The organism is Robertmurraya beringensis (genome assembly GCF_042433785.1).
GTDB lineage: Bacteria > Bacillota > Bacilli > Bacillales > Cytobacillaceae > Robertmurraya_A > Robertmurraya_A beringensis.
The window spans coordinates 245,828-266,635 of sequence record NZ_JBHLUU010000016.1 but is presented as its reverse complement, the minus strand read 5'-3'; the positions used below and the strand labels follow the sequence as shown (position 1 = coordinate 266,635).

At 39.9% G+C, this 20,808-nt stretch carries 22 protein-coding genes; 21 read left to right on the top strand and 1 reads right to left on the bottom strand.

Translation table 11 applies throughout. The features are described from left to right. The first annotated feature begins 42 nt into the window (after positions 1–42). The 4 genes from rsgA (at position 43) to spoVM (ending at position 2,444) form a co-directional block, all read left to right on the top strand. Positions 43–927, top strand: a complete 885-nt coding sequence (gene rsgA / locus ACFFHF_RS05635; RefSeq protein ID WP_160545633.1) for a ribosome small subunit-dependent GTPase A — start codon at positions 43–45, stop codon at positions 925–927. A 2-nt stretch (positions 928–929) separates the two neighbouring features. Continuing rightward, entirely contained in the window at positions 930–1,574 is a 645-nt protein-coding gene (gene rpe, locus ACFFHF_RS05630; RefSeq protein WP_160545632.1) for a ribulose-phosphate 3-epimerase, read from the top strand. A gap of 57 nt (positions 1,575–1,631) precedes the next feature. Further along, positions 1,632–2,270: a thiamine diphosphokinase gene (locus tag ACFFHF_RS05625; protein WP_160545631.1), complete on the top strand. Its 639-nt coding sequence runs from the start codon at positions 1,632–1,634 to the stop codon at positions 2,268–2,270. A gap of 93 nt (positions 2,271–2,363) precedes the next feature. Then, positions 2,364–2,444, top strand: a complete 81-nt coding sequence (gene spoVM, locus ACFFHF_RS05620; protein WP_019381739.1) for a stage V sporulation protein SpoVM — start codon at positions 2,364–2,366, stop codon at positions 2,442–2,444. A 186-nt stretch (positions 2,445–2,630) separates the two neighbouring features. On the opposite strand, the gene rpmB is transcribed toward spoVM, so the two are convergent. Beyond that, the gene (gene rpmB / locus ACFFHF_RS05615) at positions 2,631–2,819 is read right to left on the bottom strand and encodes a 50S ribosomal protein L28 (protein ID WP_066053137.1); all 189 of its coding nucleotides are present in this window, start codon (positions 2,817–2,819) and stop codon (positions 2,631–2,633) included. Between the two features lie 317 nt (positions 2,820–3,136). Between rpmB and ACFFHF_RS05610 the strand changes: the two genes are divergently transcribed. From ACFFHF_RS05610 to ACFFHF_RS05530, 17 genes are all read left to right on the top strand, one after another. Next, on the top strand, positions 3,137–3,499 hold the full coding sequence (locus ACFFHF_RS05610) for an Asp23/Gls24 family envelope stress response protein (protein ID WP_119707502.1): 363 nt from the start codon (positions 3,137–3,139) through the stop codon (positions 3,497–3,499). Between the two features lie 82 nt (positions 3,500–3,581). Next, positions 3,582–5,258, top strand: a complete 1,677-nt coding sequence (locus tag ACFFHF_RS05605) for a fatty acid kinase ATP-binding subunit FakA (RefSeq protein ID WP_377057690.1) — start codon at positions 3,582–3,584, stop codon at positions 5,256–5,258. 170 nt (positions 5,259–5,428) lie between these two features. Then, positions 5,429–6,091 carry an L-serine ammonia-lyase, iron-sulfur-dependent subunit beta gene (gene sdaAB, locus ACFFHF_RS05600; RefSeq protein ID WP_160545630.1) on the top strand — a complete coding sequence of 221 codons (663 nt, stop codon included), beginning with the start codon at positions 5,429–5,431 and terminating at the stop codon, positions 6,089–6,091. 63 nt (positions 6,092–6,154) lie between these two features. Next, positions 6,155–7,051 carry an L-serine ammonia-lyase, iron-sulfur-dependent, subunit alpha gene (sdaAA, locus tag ACFFHF_RS05595; RefSeq protein ID WP_160545629.1) on the top strand — a complete coding sequence of 299 codons (897 nt, stop codon included), beginning with the start codon at positions 6,155–6,157 and terminating at the stop codon, positions 7,049–7,051. Next, positions 7,032–9,089: an ATP-dependent DNA helicase RecG gene (gene recG / locus ACFFHF_RS05590; protein WP_160545628.1), complete on the top strand. Its 2,058-nt coding sequence runs from the start codon at positions 7,032–7,034 to the stop codon at positions 9,087–9,089. Before sdaAA ends, recG begins: the two co-directional genes overlap by 20 nt. Before the next feature lie 123 nt (positions 9,090–9,212). Beyond that, entirely contained in the window at positions 9,213–9,776 is a 564-nt protein-coding gene (fapR, locus tag ACFFHF_RS05585) for a transcription factor FapR (protein ID WP_160545627.1), read from the top strand. Between the two features lie 18 nt (positions 9,777–9,794). Next, on the top strand, positions 9,795–10,796 hold the full coding sequence (plsX, locus tag ACFFHF_RS05580; RefSeq protein ID WP_160545626.1) for a phosphate acyltransferase PlsX: 1,002 nt from the start codon (positions 9,795–9,797) through the stop codon (positions 10,794–10,796). Positions 10,797–10,798: 2 nt separating this feature from the next. After that, positions 10,799–11,746 (top strand): ACP S-malonyltransferase, encoded by a 948-nt coding sequence (gene fabD, locus ACFFHF_RS05575; RefSeq protein ID WP_160545625.1) that lies wholly within the window; start codon positions 10,799–10,801, stop codon positions 11,744–11,746. After that, positions 11,743–12,486, top strand: coding sequence for a 3-oxoacyl-[acyl-carrier-protein] reductase (fabG, locus tag ACFFHF_RS05570; protein WP_160545624.1), 744 nt, complete (start codon positions 11,743–11,745; stop codon positions 12,484–12,486). The genes fabD and fabG overlap by 4 nt, the downstream gene beginning before the upstream one ends. Before the next feature lie 66 nt (positions 12,487–12,552). Then, a complete protein-coding gene (locus ACFFHF_RS05565) occupies positions 12,553–12,786 on the top strand; it encodes an acyl carrier protein (protein ID WP_119707510.1) in 234 nt (77 codons plus the stop codon). 163 nt (positions 12,787–12,949) lie between these two features. Next, on the top strand, positions 12,950–13,729 hold the full coding sequence (gene rnc, locus ACFFHF_RS05560) for a ribonuclease III (RefSeq protein ID WP_160545623.1): 780 nt from the start codon (positions 12,950–12,952) through the stop codon (positions 13,727–13,729). A gap of 19 nt (positions 13,730–13,748) precedes the next feature. After that, positions 13,749–17,315 (top strand): chromosome segregation protein SMC, encoded by a 3,567-nt coding sequence (gene smc / locus ACFFHF_RS05555; RefSeq protein ID WP_377057688.1) that lies wholly within the window; start codon positions 13,749–13,751, stop codon positions 17,313–17,315. 14 nt (positions 17,316–17,329) lie between these two features. Continuing rightward, on the top strand, positions 17,330–18,322 hold the full coding sequence (ftsY, locus tag ACFFHF_RS05550; RefSeq protein ID WP_160545622.1) for a signal recognition particle-docking protein FtsY: 993 nt from the start codon (positions 17,330–17,332) through the stop codon (positions 18,320–18,322). A gap of 129 nt (positions 18,323–18,451) precedes the next feature. Continuing rightward, positions 18,452–18,769 carry a putative DNA-binding protein gene (locus ACFFHF_RS05545; RefSeq protein WP_160545621.1) on the top strand — a complete coding sequence of 106 codons (318 nt, stop codon included), beginning with the start codon at positions 18,452–18,454 and terminating at the stop codon, positions 18,767–18,769. A 13-nt stretch (positions 18,770–18,782) separates the two neighbouring features. Then, positions 18,783–20,135, top strand: coding sequence for a signal recognition particle protein (gene ffh / locus ACFFHF_RS05540; RefSeq protein ID WP_160545620.1), 1,353 nt, complete (start codon positions 18,783–18,785; stop codon positions 20,133–20,135). A gap of 109 nt (positions 20,136–20,244) precedes the next feature. Further along, on the top strand, positions 20,245–20,517 hold the full coding sequence (rpsP, locus tag ACFFHF_RS05535) for a 30S ribosomal protein S16 (RefSeq protein WP_119707515.1): 273 nt from the start codon (positions 20,245–20,247) through the stop codon (positions 20,515–20,517). Positions 20,518–20,527: 10 nt separating this feature from the next. Beyond that, positions 20,528–20,758 carry a KH domain-containing protein gene (locus ACFFHF_RS05530; protein ID WP_160545619.1) on the top strand — a complete coding sequence of 77 codons (231 nt, stop codon included), beginning with the start codon at positions 20,528–20,530 and terminating at the stop codon, positions 20,756–20,758. The last annotated feature ends 50 nt before the right edge of the window (positions 20,759–20,808 follow it).

The window sequence follows — 20,808 nt, the reverse complement described above, 5'->3', positions numbered from 1 at the left end:
TTTAGGAACTAATCGTTCACATTCTGTTAAAGGAGTGTATGTATGCCAGAAGGCAAAATTATAAAAGCACTTAGTGGGTTCTATTATGTTCTCACAGATGATAATCAAGTGATTCAGTGCAGAGGAAGAGGGGTATTTCGCTTAAATAAAGTGACCCCTCTTGTAGGCGATGAAGTCGTTTTCCAAGCAGAAAATGAAACTGAGGGCTATATTTTAGAAGTAAAGGATCGAAAAAATGAACTGGTAAGACCCCCGATATCTAATGTCGATCAAGCGATATTAGTATTTTCGGCTGTTGAGCCTGATTTTAGCACCGCGTTGCTCGACCGCTTTTTAGTTTTAGTTGAATTTAACCGTATCAAGCCAATTATTTGTATTACAAAGATGGATTTAACTAGTTCCGATGAAAAAGCAATGATGGAAACATACCGTAATCAATATACGAACGCGGGCTATGAAGTGATTTTAACCTCATCAGAAACCGAGGATGGGTTAGAGCAGCTGCTTCCTCATTTAAAAGGAGTTATATCCGTATTCGCCGGTCAGTCTGGGGTTGGAAAATCTTCGCTATTAAATGCAATCAGACCAGATTTAGAACTTAAGACAAACGATATATCCTCACATCTCGGTCGAGGAAAACATACAACAAGACATGTTGAATTAATAAAAATTGGGGAAGGGTTAGTTGCAGATACTCCTGGTTTCAGTTCACTGGAATTCACGGATATTGAGGTGGAGGACTTAAACTATTGCTTCCCTGATATTGAAAAGTTAAGTGAAGACTGTAAGTTTCGGGGCTGTCTTCACTTAAAGGAACCAAAATGTGCGGTAAAGGAAGCGGTGAGTAACGGAGAGCTTCCTGAGTATCGATATGAGCATTATGAGCTTTTTGTACAAGAAATTAAAGAGAGAAAGCCGAGGTATTAATTATGGTGAAAGTTGCGCCCTCCATACTATCAGCTGATTTTTCAAAACTGGGAGAAGAAATTAAAGATGTAGAACGAGGGGGAGCAGATTATATCCATGTTGATGTCATGGATGGTCATTTTGTTCCCAATATTACGATTGGTCCTCTGATTGTAGAAGCGATTCGTCCAATCACGAAACTTCCGCTTGATGTACATTTAATGATCGAAAATCCGGATCAGTATATTGAGGCATTTGCTAATGCAGGAGCCGATTATCTTACTGTTCATGTAGAAGCTTGTAAGCATCTACATCGGACTATCCACTATATTAAATCATTTGGAGTCAAAGCGGGGGTTGTTCTAAATCCTGCAACACCTGTTCAAACCATTGAGCATGTGATTGATGATATTGATATGGTTCTATTGATGACGGTTAATCCTGGTTTTGGAGGGCAAAAATTTATTGAGCAAGTGCTACCGAAAATAAGACAGGTAAAAGAACTTGTTGATAAAAAAGGGTTATCTGTAGAAATCGAAGTAGATGGTGGAGTGAACGAAGAAACGGCAAGGAAATGTGTAGAAGCTGGTGCGAATGTTCTTGTAGCTGGATCGGCTATATACAACGAAAGAGATAGAAAAAAAGCGATTGAAAAAATAAGAGGATAAGAATGTAGGCTAGCTTTTTAGAAGCTAGCCTTTCCTTGATTACAAGGAGGATCAAAAATGGAGATCAATATATTAGCAGGTGGTCCACTAGAGCATATCCCTTCTCTTCACTCATTCAGTGGAGAGTGGGTTGGTGTGGATCGAGGAGTCCTAACACTAATAAAAGAAGGAATCTTTGTGGATAAAGCCTTTGGTGATTTTGATTCTGTGATGGAAGAAGAACTTGCGTTTATAAAAAAACATGTGGATGAATTACAAACGTTTCCACCAGAAAAAGATGAAACAGATATGGAACTTGCGATATCATGGGCGATAAAGCAAAGGCCGGAAAAAATTCGAATCTTTGGGGCTACGGGTGGAAGGCTGGATCATTTTTTTGCTAATATTCAGTTGCTTTTCAAACCGATGGCTTTTCATAATACAGTCCCGATTGAGATCATTGACCGTCAAAATATCATTTCATTAATCCAAGCAGGTACACATATAATAGAGAGAAATGATGAGTACAAATATATTTCTTTTATTCCTTTTCATGGCGAAGTGAAGGGATTAACCCTTATTGGTTTTAAGTATCCATTAACGCTTCGACATATTCCGATTCATTCCACTCTATGTATTAGCAATGAACTAATTTCTGATATTGGTACTATATCTTTTTCGGAAGGCATATTAATGGTGATAAGGAGTCGCGATTAAACTTCCTTATATTTAGTACTTATCTTTATATTTTGAATATGATAATGAGAGTTCTGAAACTTGTTCATGCGTGAGATGGTGAGGAGGGACATTATGAGATTTTACACGATTAAATTGCCGAAATTCTTAGGCGGCATTGTCCGCGCGATGCTAGGTACGTTTAAAAAGGGCTAAACCAAGGTGGTATGTGTAACACGTTTTCAAGAAAGACAACCTTAAAAAACCAATGTACACCGATGTAAAGGAATCACATCGGTGTATTTTTTTGTTCATAATTAAAAGTCTATTTCTAAAGTTTAATGGGAAGGCTAGTTTTAAAAGGAAATGAAAAAGAGCATCCAAATGGATACTCTTTACACATTATACGCGTTCAACTTTACCTGATTTAAGTGCTCTTGCAGAAACCCAAACACGCTTTGGCTTTCCGTCTACAAGAATACGTACCTTTTGAAGGTTAGCACCCCAAGTACGCTTGTTAGCGTTCATAGCATGAGAACGTGCGTTACCTGAACGAGTTCCTTTACCAGTTACAACACATTTACGTGGCATATACATTTCCCTCCTTACTATCAAAGGTGAAGCATTATTTGTTCATCTTTAAAATGCAATGTAAAATTGCTTTCAAGTTTTATTTAATGTGAAAATAGCGGATTGTCCGTTTTTCAAGCATTAAAAGATACTTTAATAATTTATCATACAACCATTAGGAATGCAACAGTTGTAACAAAAGGTTTCAAGAAAATTTCCTTGACATAGATAAAATCTTAGGGCTCTATTATAAGTGCGGGGAATATGACTTTTAAATTTGATGTCCTTATAGTAAAATGACTGTAGTTAAGGAGCAAATTCCAAAGGGGGAAGCATTTATGTCCATCGAACTGAAAACAAATTTCGGACAAATTGATATCTCAAATGAAGTAATTGCAACAATCGCTGGAGGAGCAGCTGTTGATTGCTACGGTATAGTAGGAATGGCTTCAAAACATCAACTAAAAGATGGCCTTACGGAAATATTAAGAAGAGAGAATTTTACTAGAGGTGTAATTGTTCGTCAGGAAAATGATGAAGTACATATTGATATGTATATAATTGTTAGCTATGGTACAAAAATTTCTGAGATTGCACATAATGTACAATCAAAAGTGAAATATACCTTAGACAAAACAGTTGGCCTTGCCGTTGACTCAGTTAATATTTACGTTCAAGGTGTTCGCGTCACGAACCCGTAAGTAAAATGCGTTGCCCGAAGAAGCTTAGGCTTCCTTGGGCAGTGCGTTCGTAGTGACGAACATTAGTGAGGAGGAAAGACTTGTGTCAATTAAATCTTTAGATGGAAAACGTTTCGCTGAAATGGTGTTACAAGGAGCGAATCACTTGTCCTCTAATGCAAAATATGTGGATGCACTGAACGTGTTTCCCGTTCCAGATGGTGATACTGGAACAAATATGAACTTATCAATGACTTCTGGAGCAAAAGAAGTTAGAAATAATGTTCAAGACCATATTGGAAAGGTTGGTATTGCGCTTTCCAAAGGATTGCTGATGGGTGCAAGAGGAAACTCAGGCGTTATTTTATCTCAGCTTTTCCGAGGCTTTTCAAAAGCAATCGAAACAAAAGCTAGGATCAATGCATTTGAATTTGCCGCTTCTCTTGATGCAGGAGTGATTACTGCTTATAAAGCGGTGATGAAGCCTGTCGAAGGAACTATTTTAACGGTTGCAAAAGACTCTGCGAAGCAAGCAATTGAAGCAGCGAAAAAATCAGATGATATCGTTACAATTATGGAGGCAGTCGTTGCAGAAGCAAAGGCATCCTTAAAGCGTACACCTGATCTTCTACCGGTTTTAAAGGAAGTAGGAGTGGTTGATAGTGGCGGTCAAGGACTTGTGTTTGTGTATGAAGGCTTCCTAGCGGTACTAAAGGGAGAAAAATTACCTGAAGGTCCTACACTAGCATCCTCAATGGATTACCTAGTCAATGCAGAACATCACAAGAGTGTACAAAGCCATATGAACACGGAAGACATCGAGTTTGGCTATTGTACAGAATTTATGGTCAAGTTGGACGAAGAGAAACTTCACTCTAAACCATTTAGCGAGCAAACCTTCCGTCAAGATTTAAGTCAGCACGGTGATTCACTATTGGTAATATCTGATGACCAGCTTGTCAAAGTACATATTCATGCAGAGTATCCAGGAAATGTGCTAACGTATGCACAAACCTATGGAAGCTTAGTGAACCTTAAAATAGAAAATATGCGTGAGCAGCATACGAATTTGTTGTCCGATTCCAATGAGAAAGCAAGTGCTCCTGCAAAGCCAAAGGAAAAGCTAGAGTACGGGATTGTAACCGTTTCAATGGGTTCAGGCATTGCAGAATTGTTTAAGAGTATCGGTGCACATGCAGTTATAGAGGGTGGACAAACGATGAATCCAAGTACGGAGGATATCGTTAAGGCCATTAAAGAAGTGAATGCAAAAAAAGTAATTATTTTGCCGAACAACAAAAACATCATCATGGCAGCTGAACAAGCAGCAGAAGTAACTGAAGAAGATGCGATTGTTATCCCTTCTAAAACTGTACCACAAGGAATGTCTGCTTTACTCGCCTTTAACCCAGGTGCAGACCTAGAAGGCAATAAAGCGGGCATGACGGAAGCTCTACAAAATGTTAAAACAGGTCAAATTACTTATGCTGTGCGTGACACAAGTATCGATGGTCTTGAGATTGAAAAAGATGATTTCATGGGAATTGCCGAGGGGAAAATAGTTGTAAAGGATAAAGATAAAGTGGTCTCTGCAACGAAACTCCTAGATCAGCTTCTTGATGAAGACTCGGAGATTTTAACAATCTTAAAAGGTGAAGATGCAACAGACACGGATGTAGATGCGATAGTCGAGTTTGTAGAAGCAAATTACGGCGATGTTGAAATCGAGATTCATGATGGAAAACAACCGTTATATGCATTCATTTTCTCAGTTGAATAATATTTATGGAAGCATGGCTCAAAGCTGTGCTTCCTTTCATTTGAAAAAATCCACTTTGTATATAGTGGAAATAGAAGAAACTACAATGTTTTTTTCATACAATATTGTATAATACAATGTGGGAAACCGTTAAAAGTAAAATAGAATATTCTCCACAAGGGGGAAAAGTGATGAAGTACAAAAGTGTTTTTGATATTATAGGCCCTGTAATGATTGGTCCTTCCAGCTCACATACAGCAGGGGCTGCACGAATTGGAAGAGTAGCAAGAAGCCTTTTTGGGCGTGAACCAAAGTGGGCAAAGATTTCCCTTTACGGCTCTTTTGCCCAAACATATAAGGGACATGGAACAGATGTAGCGATTATTGGCGGACTATTAGACTTTGATACATTTGATGAACGAATTATTGGGTCCATTACTATTGCACAATCAAACGGAATGGAAATCACATTTATTGAGGAAGAAGCGATTCCCGATCATCCGAATACAGCTAAAGTAGTCATTGGTGACGATCAAGGAGAGTTAGAGTTAGTAGGCATCTCCATTGGCGGTGGCAAAATCGAAATCACAGAGTTAAATGGTTTTGAGCTAAGGTTATCAGGTCATCACCCGGCCATTTTAGTCGTTCATAATGACCGTTTTGGTGCGATTGCTAGTGTTTCTAATATACTAGCTTCACACGAACTAAATATCGGACATATGGAAGTTTCAAGGAAAGAAAAAGGAATGCTTGCGTTAATGACGATTGAAGTGGATCAGAATATTGACGACTCAGTTATTAAAGAATTAGAAGCTCTTGATCATGTGGTAAAAGTTGCCAAAATCGTGGAATAGCAAAGGGTTTTTATGGTAGCGCTTACAAAAATAGATTACTAGAATACAGGGAGAGTGTACATCATGTTTCGCAATGTCGCAGAGCTAGTTGAGCTCGCTAGTACACAAAATAAAAAAATATCAGAGATTATGATTGAGCAAGAAATGGAAGTTACCGGTCGGACACGAAAACAAATCCTGAAGCAGATGGATGTGAATTTGACCGTGATGGAGCAAGCGGTTGAACGTGGCCTAAATGGGGTAAAATCCCACTCGGGTCTCACTGGTGGAGATGCCGTGCTCCTTCAAAAATATATTCAGTCAGGAAAGTCATTATGTGGAGACACGATCCTTGATGCCGTCTCGAAGGCTGTTGCTACAAACGAAGTGAATGCGGCAATGGGGACGATTTGTGCAACCCCTACAGCAGGATCAGCTGGTGTGGTTCCTGGAACCTTATTTGCCGTAAGAGATAAACTGCAACCTACAAGAGAACAGATGATAGCCTTTTTATTTACATCGGGAGCATTTGGATTTGTTGTTGCCAACAATGCTTCGATCTCTGGGGCTGCTGGAGGCTGTCAAGCAGAGGTTGGGTCTGCAGCTGGAATGGCTGCGGCTGCTATTGTAGAAATGGCTGGTGGAACTCCTGCTCAATGTGCAGAAGCTATGGCGATCACATTAAAAAATATGTTAGGATTAGTGTGTGACCCCGTTGCGGGTTTAGTAGAAGTCCCTTGTGTAAAACGTAACGCAATGGGAGCTGCAAACGCAATGGTGGCAGCGGATATGGCATTAGCAGGAATCACTAGTCGAATTCCATGTGATGAAGTAATTGATGCGATGTATAAAATCGGTCAAACGATGCCTACCGCACTTAAAGAAACGGCGCAGGGAGGGTTGGCGGCAACTCCGACAGGTCGCAGACTGGAAGCGAAAATTTTCGGAATACCGCATGTTCATGGAGAACAACAACAGTAATTTAAAGCAATCCGTAACAGCTGTAAAAGGGATCGGTGCTGAGACAGCACAAAGTCTAGCTGAAATGAGAATAGTGACTATAGAAGATTTACTTGAATATTTTCCATATCGTTATGAAGATTATCGCCTTCGCGACTTAACAGAAGTGAAACATGACGAGAGGATTACCGTAGAAGGGAAGGTTCATAGTGAGCCTTCTCTTATGTATTATGGAAAAAAGCGGTCAAGACTAACCATCCGTTTGTTAGTAGAAAGATATTTAATTCAAGTGGTATTTTTTAATCAGGCTTATTTAAAAAATAAGTTTCAAGTAAATGAAATGGTTACCGTCACAGGAAAATGGGATCAGCATCGTCAAATGATTACAGCCTCTCAAGCAAAAATGGGTTCAAATGAATCAGAAAAAAAGTTTGTTCCCGTTTATAGTGTGAAAGGAGATGTGACGGTTAAAGGTCTTAGGAGATTTATTAATCTAGCATTCTCCCAGTATGGAAAGGATATTACAGAGACCCTTCCAGAAAAAATGATAAGCAAATATAAGTTGGGAAATCGGAAGGAATCCTTGCTTTCCATGCACAATCCACTAAACGAAGAAGATGTTAAGAAAGCTCGTCGAAGATTTGTGTATGAAGAATTTTTACATTTTCAGTTAAAGATGCAAGCGTTACGAAAGTTTGAAAGGGAGAATTCTAAGGGACTTTCTCAAAACTATGACTTAGTTAAGGTAAAGGAATTCATTGATCATCTACCATTTCCGCTTACTAATGCGCAGAAGCGAGTGGTAAACGAGGTATTGAAGGATCTGAAATCTCCATACCGGATGAATCGTTTGCTGCAAGGAGATGTAGGTTCTGGAAAAACAGTTGTTGCTGCTATTGCTCTCTTTTCTAGTTATACAGCCGGATATCAAGGAGCTTTAATGGTGCCAACAGAAATATTAGCAGAACAACATGCGGAATCGTTAAAGGGACTACTTGAACCTGTTGGATTATCAGTCGAGCTGTTAACAAGTTCGGTAAAGGGAAAAAGGCGTCGAGAAGTGTTAGAACGATTAAAAAATGATGAAATTCATATATTAATTGGGACACACGCATTAATTCAAGATGAAGTTGTATTTTCCAAACTTGGCCTTGTTATTACTGATGAACAGCATCGATTCGGTGTGGAGCAAAGAAGGGTTTTACGTGAAAAAGGAGAGAACCCGGATGTGCTCTTTATGACAGCGACTCCCATTCCTCGTACACTCGCGATTACAGTGTTTGGAGAAATGGATGTATCAATCATTGATGAAATGCCTGCAGGTCGTAAGACGATTGAAACGTATTGGGCGAAGGCGGATATGCTTGATCGTGTCCTTTCCTTTATGGAAAAAGAGCTTGCAAAAGGACGACAAGCATATGTGATTTGTCCACTCATTGAGGAATCAGACAAGCTCGATGTACAAAATGCGATTGATGTACATGTTGCGTTACAAACATACTTTCACAATCGGTATCAAGTTGGTTTGATGCATGGAAGACTTAGTTCTGATGAGAAAGATGAAGTGATGAAGGCATTTAGTTCAAACCAAAATCAAGTACTTGTTTCAACTACGGTTGTAGAAGTGGGTGTTAATGTTCCAAATGCTACGATGATGGTCATCTATGATGCTGAAAGATTTGGATTGGCACAGCTTCACCAGCTACGGGGACGAGTAGGAAGAGGAAGCGAACAATCATATTGTGTCCTTCTGGCCGATCCAAAAACAGAGGTTGGGAAAGAGCGAATGAAAATAATGACCGAAACAAATGATGGCTTCGTAGTCAGTGAGAAAGATCTTGAGCTTCGAGGACCTGGAGATTTCTTTGGTCGAAAGCAAAGTGGCCTTCCTGAGTTTAAGGTAGCTGATATGGTTCATGATTACCGGGCGTTAGAAACCGCTCGAAACGACGCAATGGTCCTAATAGAATCTGAAGAATTTTGGAACGGTGATGAATATGCGAAGTTGCGTTCAAAGCTTGCAGATTCTGGTGTCTTAGAAAATGAAAAACTAGATTGATAAAAAAGCGGAAGTACCTTGATCAAAAAGTAGATTGCCCAAAAAAGTTTGTTGCAATCTGCTTTTTAGTTTTATATACTACTATTAGTACCTAGTCTTAATACTTCGGACGGTGTTTTACATATGAGAAAAAGTAAAAAAGAACGTCAACGACTTTTAATAGAAACAATAAAAGATAACCCGTTTATTACTGATGAGGAGCTTGCTGACCAATTTACGGTTAGCGTACAAACCATACGGTTAGACCGGTTAGAGTTATCGATTCCTGAGCTACGGGAAAGAATAAAGAATGTCGCTGAAAAGCGATTCGACGATGAAGTACGTTCTTTACCAATTGATGAAGTGATTGGTGAAATTATTGATATTGAGCTTGACCAAACGGCTATTTCTATTTTTGATGTCAAGCATGAACATGTGTTTAAGAGAAACCAAATCGCAAGGGGTCACCACGTTTTTGCGCAGGCTAATTCATTAGCGGTTGCAGTGATCAATGATGAATTGGCTTTAACGGCAAAGGCAAATATTCAATTTACCAGATCAGTTAAGGAAAATGAACGAGTTATTGCAAAAGCAAAAGTGTTACGAATTGATGAAGAAAAAGGTAGAACTCTTGTGGAAGTAAAAAGTTTTGTGAATAATGAACTAGTATTTACTGGTGAATTTGAAATGTACCGGTATAAAAAATGATATAAGGAATGAATAACAATGAAATTGGCCCTTGATGCAATGGGAGGCGACCATGCTCCAAAAGAGATCGTTCTAGGAGCGATGAAGGCCGTTCAAGCTTTTGATGATTTACATATATGTTTAGTTGGTGATGAAGCGAAAATTAAGGAGCATCTCACCACTCACGAAAGAATATCGATTTTACATACGGAAGAGGTCATTTTAGGAACGGATGAGCCTGTCAAAGCGGTAAGACGAAAGAAAGATTCATCCATGGTTCTAGCTGCAAAGTTGGTTGCTGACGGAGAAGCAGATGGATGTATTTCTGCTGGTAATACAGGGGCATTAATGGCGACCGGTTTGTTCGTAGTAGGACGTATTGAAGGAATTGAAAGACCAGCCTTAGCACCCACTCTACCGACGATTGGTGGAGAAGGGTTTCTCTTGCTTGATGTTGGTGCAAATGTTGACGCAAAGCCTGAACACTTACTGCAAAATGCTATTATGGGTTCCATCTATGCTGAAAATGTAAGAGGAGTGAAGAATCCAAGAGTGGGGCTTTTGAATATTGGAACAGAAGAGAAAAAAGGAAATGAGCTATCCAAGCTTGCTTTTGATCTTCTAAAGGAAGCGCCTGTTAACTTTATTGGAAACGTGGAAGCTAGGGATTTGCTTGATGGTGTGGCAGATGTTGTGGTCACCGATGGATTCACTGGCAATATGGTATTAAAGACAATTGAAGGAACGGCTTTATCTGTATTTAAAATGCTAAAGACAACGCTGTATAGCTCTTTGAAGACGAAGCTAGCAGCGGCTGTTTTAAAGCCAGACCTTATGCAATTAAAAGCAAAGATGGATTATTCAGAGTATGGTGGTGCGGGATTGTTCGGACTAAAGGCACCCGTTATTAAAGCTCATGGATCATCTGATGCAAACTCCGTTTACAATGCAATTAGACAAACGAGGGACATGGTCGAAAAGAAGGTTGCGCCTACGATTAAAGACGCGATATTAAAATACACAGAAGCAAGAGAGGAGTAACTATGGGTAAATTAGCAATTATCTTTCCTGGACAAGGTTCACAAACAGTTGGAATGGGAAAAGCCTTTGCAGAGACAAATGTGGAAGTTCAATCTGTTTTTGAACAAGCGGACAAAAAATTAGGATTTTCTCTATCCAATCTTATTTTTGAAGGCCCACAAGAGGAGCTAACGAAAACTACGAACACTCAACCTGCGCTCTTAACTACATCGATTGCACTGTTTGAGCAATTCAAGAAAGCTGAGATAAAAGCAGACTATATGGCTGGGCACAGCTTAGGTGAATACACAGCTTTGGTAGCTGCTGGAGCGATTGGATTTGAGGATGGAGTGTATGCGGTTCGTAGACGTGGTGAGTTTATGGAAGAAGCTGTTCCTAATCGAGAAGGAGCGATGGCTGCTGTATTAGGTCTAGAACGCGATACTTTGGCAGAAGCGGTAGAAAAAGCAGCGGCTGAAGGAGACGTAGTAGGCCTTGCGAATATGAATTGTCCTGGCCAAATTGTCATTTCAGGCTCAAGAAAAGGAGTGGAACTTGCTTCCCAGCTTGCAAAGGAAGCAGGAGCAAAACGAGTTCTTCCACTTGAAGTTAGTGGACCATTTCATTCACAGTTAATGAAGCCAGCATCTGGTCGTTTGGGAGAAGTGTTGGATGAAATTTCAATTAGTGAAGCGGCTGTTCCTGTTATCGCCAATGTGAACGCACAAGAAATGACAGGTGCTGAGGAAATTAAGGAGCGGTTGCTTGAGCAGCTATACTCTCCTGTATTATGGGAAGATAGCGTGAGACATATGATTGAACTTGGTGTAGATACTTTTGTTGAAATCGGTCCTGGAAAAGTATTATCTGGTTTAGTAAAGAAAGTGGATCGTTCCGTTCAAACTTATTCCATTTCAGACGAAGAAACACTACTAGCAACAATTAATGCATTAAAGGAGAGAACCGTATGAAACTTTTAGGGAAAGTGGCACTTGTTACAGGTGCTTCACGTGGAATAGGAAGAGACATTGCTATTGAACTAGCAAAAGCGGGAGCCAATGTAGCGGTTAACTACGCTGGAAGTGAAGCTCGTGCAAATGAAGTGGTTCAAGAAATTCAAAGTCTTGGAAGAGAAGCATTTGCCGTTCAATGCGATGTTGCTAATGGAGATTCCGTGGCAGAGATGGTTAAGCAAACGATAGAACGTTGGGGAAGCCTAGATATCCTTGTCAATAATGCAGGTATCACAAGAGATAACTTGATTATGCGTATGAAGGAAGACGAATGGGACGATGTTATTAATACCAACCTTAAAGGTGTGTTCCTTTGTACAAAGGCCGTTACTCGCCAAATGATGAAGCAGAAGAGTGGAAGAATTATTAATATTTCTTCCGTTGTTGGTGAAAGCGGGAACGCTGGTCAAGCCAATTATGTGGCAGCAAAGGCTGGAGTAATTGGTTTAACGAAGACGACAGCTAAGGAACTTGCTCCTCGTGGGATCACGGTTAATGCAGTTGCACCTGGTTTTATTACGACTGATATGACAGATAAGTTAACTGATGAGATTAAAGAGGGAATGTTAAAGATGATTCCACTAGCTAAATTTGGCGAACCGAAAGATATTGCCAATGCAGTTACGTTTTTAGCATCTGATGACAGCCGCTACATTACAGGACAAACCATCCATGTAAACGGCGGAATGGTCATGTAATCAAAATTCAACATTTATTAATTGTCGGAAATACACTATAATGTCCCTTGAGGGGAGGTGAAACGCATGGCAGATGTATTAGAGCGCGTAACGAAGATTATCGTTGACAGACTTGGAGTAGAAGAAAATCAAGTGACTCTTGAAGCTTCTTTCAAGGATGATCTTGGTGCTGATTCCCTTGACGTAGTAGAACTAGTTATGGAATTAGAAGACGAGTTTGATATGGAAATCTCTGACGATGATGCTGAAAAGATTTCTACAGTGGGTGACGCTGTGAATTACATAAAAAGTACTCAATAATCGTTAGAATTTATGAAAAAGCTCCGCAGCTATGCGGGGCTTTCTTCATGATGATTAGAAAGTATAAAAATTTGATTAAAAACCTTCAATCTTCCTTTGCGTTTTTAAGAACTTTTACGTAAACTTGATATGGTATGTAAACTATTAGCAAGGTGGAGGCAAAATGAGCAAGTACGGAAAAGAAAGAGAGAAACGTAGCTTTCGCTCTTATGATAAATTATTTAAAGAATTTCAAGCAGAACAAGGAATTTCCTTTACAGATGAGAAGCTATTAAAACAAGCATTTACCCATTCATCATATGTGAATGAGCATCGTAGAAAGCCCTATGAAGATAATGAGAGGCTTGAATTTTTAGGAGACGCTGTATTAGAATTAACCGTTTCACAATTCCTTTACAAGAAATACCCGATGATGAGCGAAGGAGAGTTGACGAAGCTTCGTGCAGCTGTTGTTTGTGAGCCCTCTTTAGTAAGGTTTGCAAACGAACTTTCTTTTGGGAAGCTAGTCCTTCTTGGAAAAGGGGAAGAAATGACAGGAGGCCGTGAGCGTCCAGCCCTGTTAGCGGATGTGTTTGAAGCATTTATTGGTGCTCTCTTTTTAGATAAAGGAATTGAAACAGTGATTGGATTTTTAGAAAGAGTAGTATTTCCTAAAATTAACGAAGGTGCTTTTTCTCATGTGATGGATTTTAAAAGTCAGCTGCAAGAGCTTGTACAAAGAGATGGAATTGGTACAATCGAATACAAAATTTTACTAGAGCGAGGACCTGCCCATAATAGGGAGTTTGTCTCAAAGGTTTGTTTGAACAACGAAGAGCTTGGACAAGGTACAGGGAGATCAAAGAAAGAAGCGGAGCAGCATGCTGCACAAATGGCTTTAGAAAAGATCAAATCGCACCTTAATGGAGCAAAAGAACAGCTAGAAGAAAAACAACAGGAGTAGAGATAAAGGGGGAAAAGCTGTGTATCTCAAACGTTTGGATGTAGTCGGATTCAAGTCGTTTGCTGAGAGAATTGGGGTCGATTTTGTCCCGGGTGTCACAGCAGTGGTTGGTCCAAATGGAAGTGGAAAAAGTAATATCACTGATGCCATTCGTTGGGTGTTAGGAGAACAATCAGCGAAATCGCTTCGTGGGGCAAAGATGGAGGATATCATCTTTGCTGGTAGTGATTCACGAAAAGCATTGAATTTTGCTGAAGTAACATTGACGCTGGATAACGAAGATCAAGCATTACCGATTGAATACAATGAGGTAAGTGTCACTAGACGTGTGTATCGCTCTGGAGATAGTGAATTTCAAATCAATAAGCAAACATGCAGGCTAAAAGATATCGTTGATTTGTTTATGGACTCTGGATTAGGGAGAGAAGCGTTTTCGATCATTAGCCAAGGAAAAGTAGAAGAAATATTAAACAGCAAGGCCGAAGAAAGAAGAACGATCTTTGAAGAGGCTGCTGGTGTTCTAAAATACAAAAATCGTAAAAAGAAAGCAGAGTCAAAGCTAACAGAAACCCAAGATAACTTAAATCGTGTGAGTGATATCTTGCATGAATTAGAAACACAAGTAGAGCCACTTAAAATTCAAGCGTCGATTGCAAAGGATTTTCTTCAGCAAAAAGAAGAGCTTGAAAAGATAGAAGTTGCGGTAACGGTGCACGAAATTGAGGAGCTTCATGAAAAGTGGGAAAAGCTAACTAGACAGATTGAACAGCATAAAGAAGACGAAATAAAGCTGTCTACCGTTCTTCAATCAAAGGAAGCTAAGATTGTTGAAATGAGAGATCATATGGCTGCCCTCGATGAATCGATTACCGATTTACAGGACGTTCTACTGCGTGTAAGTGAGGAACTTGAAAAGGTTGAAGGCAGAAAAGAGGTTCTAAAAGAGAGAAAGAAAAATGCTACTCAAAACAAAGAGCAGCTTAGAAAAAGCATCGAGGAAGTTTCTCTTAAAATTCAAGAGTTAACCTCGCTTCAACTGGAGCAAGAGGAAAGCTATCAGCGTATGAATGATGAGGTATTATCTCTTAAAAAACTGCTAAAAGAAAAGCAGGAAGTTCTCGCTTCGTTTAGTGAGAATATGGAAGAGCGAATCGAGTCATTAAAAAGTGATTATATTGAAATTCTAAACAAACAAGCATCAAGTAAAAACGAACTTCAAAACACAGAAAAGCAGCTTGGACAACAAGGTGTAAAAAACACAAGATTAGAAGCTGATAACGAAAAATATCTTCAAGAAAGACAGAGAATCTCAGCCTGTAAGCAGGAAATTGAAGCGGGTATTGCTAGTGTTCAAAATAATCTTGAAGAACAGGTACATGTATTTAGAGAAGAGCAGAAAAAGCTTGAGAACTTGAAGAATAAGTACCAAAAGCAAGAAACACAGCTTTATCAATCGTATCAATTTTTACAAAAAGCAAAGTCTAGAAAAGATATGCTAGAAGAGATGGAAGATGACTATTCTGGTTTTTTCCAAGGAGTAAAGGAAGTATTAAAGGCTAGAGATGGCAAGCTTTCTGGGATTGAAGGGGCTGTAGCAGAGCTTATCCAAGTTCCGAAATCTTATGAAGTGGCGATTGAGACTGCTTTAGGTGCTGCGATGCAGCATGTTGTCGTTGCGAATGAGGAGAACGGAAGAAAAGCGATTCTCTATTTAAAGCAAAACTCTTTTGGACGAGCAACTTTTCTGCCTCTTAGTGTCATTAGAGGGAAGAGTCTTTCCAGTAATCAGCTTCAGTCACTAAAAGGACATTCGTCATATGTAGGCGTAGCAAAGGATTTAATTGGGTTTGATCAAAAATATGAAGAAATATTTTCAAATCTTTTAGGTACGGTAGTCATTACGAAGGACTTAAAGGGTGCGAATGAACTTGCTAAGCTTTTACAGTATCGATGTCGATTTGTTACGACAGATGGAGATATCGTAAACCCAGGTGGTTCGATGACTGGTGGTGCAGTAAAGGCAAATACATCTTCGCTACTGAGCCGTAAAGGTGAGCTTGAAGAGCTTAAAGGTAGACTAGCGGGTATGGAAGCTCAAACACATGAGCTAGAAGCTCAGGTGAAGGAGCTTAAATCTTCTATCACAGTCCAAGAGCGAAAGCTTGAGGATATCCGAAAGCAAGGGGAAGATCTTCGCCTTCTCGAGCAATCAAAAAAAGGTGACCTTAGAGAAATTGAGCTTGAAGAAAAAAATATCAATGAAAAGCTAAAAATCTATGATCTCGATATGTCTCAATTTTTACAAGACCAACAGCAATTGTCTTCACGTAAAATGGAGTTAAATGAATTGCTATCAACGTATGCTATGGAACTAGCTGAACTTGATAGGCAAATTCAAGCACTATCAGAAAAGAAATCTTTCCAAAATAGTTCAAAAGAATCAGTGGCCAATGAAATTGGGGAACTGAAGGTGAAGCTCGCAGCACTAATGGAGCAGCATCATGGGTTGTTCGAAAAGCTTGAAGCGACAAGAGCTTCTCTATTAGAACATTCGAAGAGACATGAAACGTATGAAGAGGATCTATCCTTGTTATCAACGGAGATGAACTCTAGTAGTTCAGGGGAACAGTTATTGGAACAAGAGGCTTCCAAAAAGCTACAAGATAAAAATGAAACGATCTCTATGATTTCCCAACGACGTGAAGAACGTTTGAAGCTTCACAGTACCTTGGAAGATTCTGAGCTTGAATTAAGAGAGCTATTAAGACAGCATAAGGGTTTAACTCTTGCGCTTAAGGATGAAGAAGTAAAGCTAGGGCGTCTCGATGTGGAGTTAGAAAATAGACTTTCTCATCTCCGAGAAGAGTACCTGCTGTCATTTGAAGCGGCGAAAGAGGAGTATCCTCTTTTTTTACCGGTTGAGGAGGCTCGTAAAAAAGTAAAGCTGATTCGTCTTGCAATTGAAGAGCTCGGAGTAGTAAACATTGGTGCGATTGAAGAGTATGAGCGTGTCTCCGAGCGTTACGAATTCTTACTCGAGCAGAAAAATGATTTGCAGGAAGCAAAAGATACATTATTCCAAGTCATCGATGAAATGGACGAAGAAATGAAGAAGCGATTTGAAAAAACCTTCTACGGAATTCGTTCACATTTTGAATTTGTTTTCCAAGCACTGTTTGGCGGTGGAAGAGCAGACTTGAAGTTAACGAATCCAGAGGACTTATTAAATACAGGGGTTGAAATCGTTGCACAACCACCAGGGAAAAAGCTGCAGAATTTAGGGCTTTTATCCGGTGGAGAGCGATCTCTTACAGCCATTGCTCTATTGTTCTCTATTTTAAAGGTTAGACCTGTACCATTTTGTATTCTCGACGAAGTAGAAGCTGCGTTAGATGAAGCCAATGTGTATCGTTTTAGTCAATATTTAAAACGATACAGTGCTGAAACGCAGTTTATCGTTATTACGCACCGAAAAGGCACAATGGAAGAAGCGGATGTGCTTTACGGGGTAACGATGCAGGAGTCGGGGGTTTCAAAGCTTGTTTCTGTTAGATTGGAAGAAACAAAAGAATTGATTGAAACGTAAAGGACGTGTGAGTTTTGAGTTTTTTTAAAAAGCTAAAAGAAAAAATTACAAAGCAAACGGATGCAGTAACTGAAAAGTTTAAGGATGGCTTAACGAAAACAAGAGACAATTTTTCAGGGAAAGTTAATGATCTTGTTGCTCGTTATCGGAAAGTCGACGAAGACTTTTTCGAGGAGCTTGAAGAGATCCTAATCGGCGCTGATGTAGGTTTTGATACCGTTATGGAACTCATCGATGAGCTGAAAATGGAAGTTAAGCGTAAAAACATTCAAGACCCAGCAGCTGTTCAGGCCGTTATCTCTGAGAAGCTTGTTGATATCTATAAGGGTGATGAGGAAGAAGAAGTTAATACGATTAATATCCAAGATGGCTTAACGGTTATTTTGTTTGTTGGAGTAAATGGTGTTGGAAAAACAACGACAATCGGAAAGCTTGCACATAAATATAAAAGTGAAGGCAAGAAAGTGTTGTTAGCTGCGGGAGACACCTTCCGTGCAGGGGCAATTGAACAGCTTGAGGTTTGGGGGGACAGAGTCGGAGTGGAAGTGATTAAGCAAAGTGCCGGCTCAGATCCTGCTGCGGTTATGTATGATGCCGTTCAAGCAGCCAAATCAAGAAATGCAGATATTCTATTGTGCGACACAGCTGGAAGACTTCAAAATAAAGTGAACCTGATGAAGGAGCTTGAGAAGGTAAAGCGAGTGATAGAACGGGAAATTCCTGGTGCCCCACATGAAGTATTACTTGTCCTTGATGCTACGACGGGTCAAAACGCGATGGTCCAAGCAAAAACATTCAAAGAAGCGACAGATGTTAGCGGAATTGTTCTAACCAAGCTTGATGGAACAGCAAAGGGTGGAATTGTGTTAGCGATACGTAATGAGCTGAAAATTCCAGTGAAGTTTGTAGGCCTAGGGGAAAAAATGGACGACCTCCAACAGTTCGATGCCGAACAATACGTGTATGGATTGTTTGCAGACTTAGTAGATCTAGAAGTACAAGAGTAAACGAGTGAAGTCCGGGATAAAAATACCCGGGCTTTTTTGTTGAGACACGTGGTCTATCTTGACATTAAACGTCTCTCTGTGTAAACTAAAGTATGTAAAGGCTTTTCACTTAACAAAGGGGGATGAGCGATGCTGGAGAAAACAAATAGGATGAATTATTTGTATGACTTTTATCAGTCATTACTTACTCCTAAGCAGCAAAGCTATATGTCCCTGTATTATTTGGACGACTATTCGCTAGGCGAAATTGCTGAAGAGTACCATGTCAGCCGACAAGCGGTCTATGATAATATTAAACGAACAGAAGCGATGCTTGAGGAATACGAGGAAAAGCTATTATTATTCCATAAATTTCAGGAGCGCAACAAGCTGCTAGTAAAGCTAAAGGGTTCTTTATCAGACGACACACTGCTAGAGCTAGTTGCACAGCTTGAGAAATTAGACTAGGAGGCGGCCTAAGATGGCATTTGAAGGATTAGCCGACCGACTGCAAAATACGATCCAAAAAATTCGCGGCAAAGGGAAAGTCAATGAGGCCGATGTTAAAGAAATGATGCGCGAGGTGCGCTTAGCCCTTTTAGAGGCGGACGTTAACTTTAAGGTTGTTAAAGAGTTCGTCAAAAAAGTAAGCGAGCGTGCTGTTGGTCAGGAAGTCATGCAAAGCTTAACACCTGGACAACAGGTCATTAAAGTGGTTAAAGAAGAACTGACAACCTTGATGGGCGGTGAGCAAAGCAAAATTGCTGTCTCTAATCGTCCGCCAACCGTTATTATGATGGTTGGATTGCAAGGGGCAGGGAAAACGACAACCACGGGGAAGCTTGCCAACCTGATTCGAAAAAAATATAACCGCAACCCATTATTAGTTGCGGCTGATATTTATCGTCCTGCTGCCATTAAGCAGCTAGAGACGCTTGGAAAGCAGCTCAGCATGCCGGTATTTTCACTTGGAGACCAAGTAAGTCCGGTTGAAATAGCGAAACAAGCGATTCAAAAGGCGAAAGATGACCATCATGACTACGTTCTAATTGACACAGCTGGTCGTTTGCACGTCGATGAAGCCCTTATGGGAGAATTAAAAGATATTAAAGAACTCGCAAATCCTGATGAAATCTTTCTTGTTGTCGATGCGATGACTGGTCAAGACGCAGTAAATGTAGCTTCAAGCTTTAATGAACAGCTTGGGCTTACAGGGGTCGTCTTAACGAAGCTCGACGGAGACACTCGAGGAGGAGCCGCCCTCTCAATCCGTTCCGTAACGAATACGCCGATTAAATTTATCGGTTTAGGAGAGAAAATGGATGCGATTGAGCCGTTCCATCCAGAACGAATGGCTTCACGAATCCTCGGAATGGGCGATGTTTTAACGTTAATCGAAAAAGCTCAGGCCAATGTCGATGAAGCGAAGGCAAAAGAACTTGAACAAAAAATGCGTACAGCTTCGTTTACATTTGATGACTTTTTAGATCAGCTTGGACAAGTTCGTAATATGGGACCTCTTGATGAACTATTAAAGATGATGCCTGGTGCGAACAAAATTAAAGGCCTGAATAATCTGCAAATCGATGAAAAGCAAATTTCTCATGTAGAAGCGATCATCCAGTCTATGACAAAGGAAGAAAAAACTCATCCAGAAATCATTAATGCTGGTCGCAGAAAGCGGATTGCAAAGGGAAGTGGAACTTCAGTACCTGAAGTAAACCGTCTTTTAAAGCAATTTGAAGACATGAAGAAAATGATGAAGCAGATGTCGGGTATGCAGGGCAAGGCTAAGAAAAAGGGCGGATTTAAGCTTCCATTTAACCCTTTTTGACGCCGAAATTACAGGAAAATAATAGTGACAAGAAAAAAGACTTTACAAACTAAAAAACAATTGATATTATACTATCTTGTGTGAAACTATTCGGAGGTGCTTATTTAAAATGGCAGTTAAAATTCGTTTAAAGCGTATGGGAGCAAAAAAATCTCCTTTTTATCGTATTGTAGTAGCAGATTCTCGTTCACCACGTGATGGACGTTTCATTGAAACAGTTGGAACTTACAATCCAGTTGCTGAGCCAGCAATCGTTGAAATCAACGAAGACTTAGCTTTAAAATGGTTAAAAGACGGCGCTAAGCCATCTGACACAGTTCGTAACTTGTTCTCAAAACAAGGCCTTATGGAAAAATTCCATAACGCAAAATTAAGCAAGTAATCTGCAGATAATGAAAGAGCTCATCGAAACCATTGTCAAGGCACTTGTTGATCTTCCAGACGAAGTTCGTGTAACTGAGCTAGAAGAATCGGATAAAATAACTTTTCAACTAGCTGTTCACAAAACAGATATGGGGAAAGTAATCGGAAAACAAGGCCGTGTTGCAAAAGCTATTCGAACTGTTGTCTATTCAGCAGGAGCATCACAGCAGAAGAAAGTCTACCTAGAAATTATTGAATAAATGCTACTGAAGAAGGAGGGGACAACCCTCCTTTTTTCGTAGTTATTTCT

Bases quoted from the DNA above. Each gene is read 5' to 3' on its own strand.
- rpe (WP_160545632.1), top strand. From the start codon at position 930: ATGGTGAAAGTTGCGCCCTCCATACTATCAGCTGATTTTTCAAAACTG.
- fapR (WP_160545627.1), top strand. From the start codon at position 9,213: ATGAGAAAAAGTAAAAAAGAACGTCAACGACTTTTAATAGAAACAATA.
- plsX (WP_160545626.1), top strand. From the start codon at position 9,795: ATGAAATTGGCCCTTGATGCAATGGGAGGCGACCATGCTCCAAAAGAG.
- recG (WP_160545628.1), top strand. From the start codon at position 7,032: ATGGAGAACAACAACAGTAATTTAAAGCAATCCGTAACAGCTGTAAAA.
- sdaAB (WP_160545630.1), top strand. From the start codon at position 5,429: ATGAAGTACAAAAGTGTTTTTGATATTATAGGCCCTGTAATGATTGGT.
- fabD (WP_160545625.1), top strand. From the start codon at position 10,799: ATGGGTAAATTAGCAATTATCTTTCCTGGACAAGGTTCACAAACAGTT.
- rsgA (WP_160545633.1), top strand. From the start codon at position 43: ATGCCAGAAGGCAAAATTATAAAAGCACTTAGTGGGTTCTATTATGTT.
- ACFFHF_RS05610 (WP_119707502.1), top strand. From the start codon at position 3,137: ATGTCCATCGAACTGAAAACAAATTTCGGACAAATTGATATCTCAAAT.
- ffh (WP_160545620.1), top strand. From the start codon at position 18,783: ATGGCATTTGAAGGATTAGCCGACCGACTGCAAAATACGATCCAAAAA.
- ACFFHF_RS05565 (WP_119707510.1), top strand. From the start codon at position 12,553: ATGGCAGATGTATTAGAGCGCGTAACGAAGATTATCGTTGACAGACTT.
- rpmB (WP_066053137.1), bottom strand. From the start codon at position 2,819: ATGCCACGTAAATGTGTTGTAACTGGTAAAGGAACTCGTTCAGGTAAC.
- ACFFHF_RS05625 (WP_160545631.1), top strand. From the start codon at position 1,632: ATGGAGATCAATATATTAGCAGGTGGTCCACTAGAGCATATCCCTTCT.
- rpsP (WP_119707515.1), top strand. From the start codon at position 20,245: ATGGCAGTTAAAATTCGTTTAAAGCGTATGGGAGCAAAAAAATCTCCT.
- rnc (WP_160545623.1), top strand. From the start codon at position 12,950: ATGAGCAAGTACGGAAAAGAAAGAGAGAAACGTAGCTTTCGCTCTTAT.
- spoVM (WP_019381739.1), top strand. From the start codon at position 2,364: ATGAGATTTTACACGATTAAATTGCCGAAATTCTTAGGCGGCATTGTC.
- sdaAA (WP_160545629.1), top strand. From the start codon at position 6,155: ATGTTTCGCAATGTCGCAGAGCTAGTTGAGCTCGCTAGTACACAAAAT.
- ACFFHF_RS05545 (WP_160545621.1), top strand. From the start codon at position 18,452: ATGCTGGAGAAAACAAATAGGATGAATTATTTGTATGACTTTTATCAG.
- ACFFHF_RS05530 (WP_160545619.1), top strand. From the start codon at position 20,528: ATGAAAGAGCTCATCGAAACCATTGTCAAGGCACTTGTTGATCTTCCA.
- fabG (WP_160545624.1), top strand. From the start codon at position 11,743: ATGAAACTTTTAGGGAAAGTGGCACTTGTTACAGGTGCTTCACGTGGA.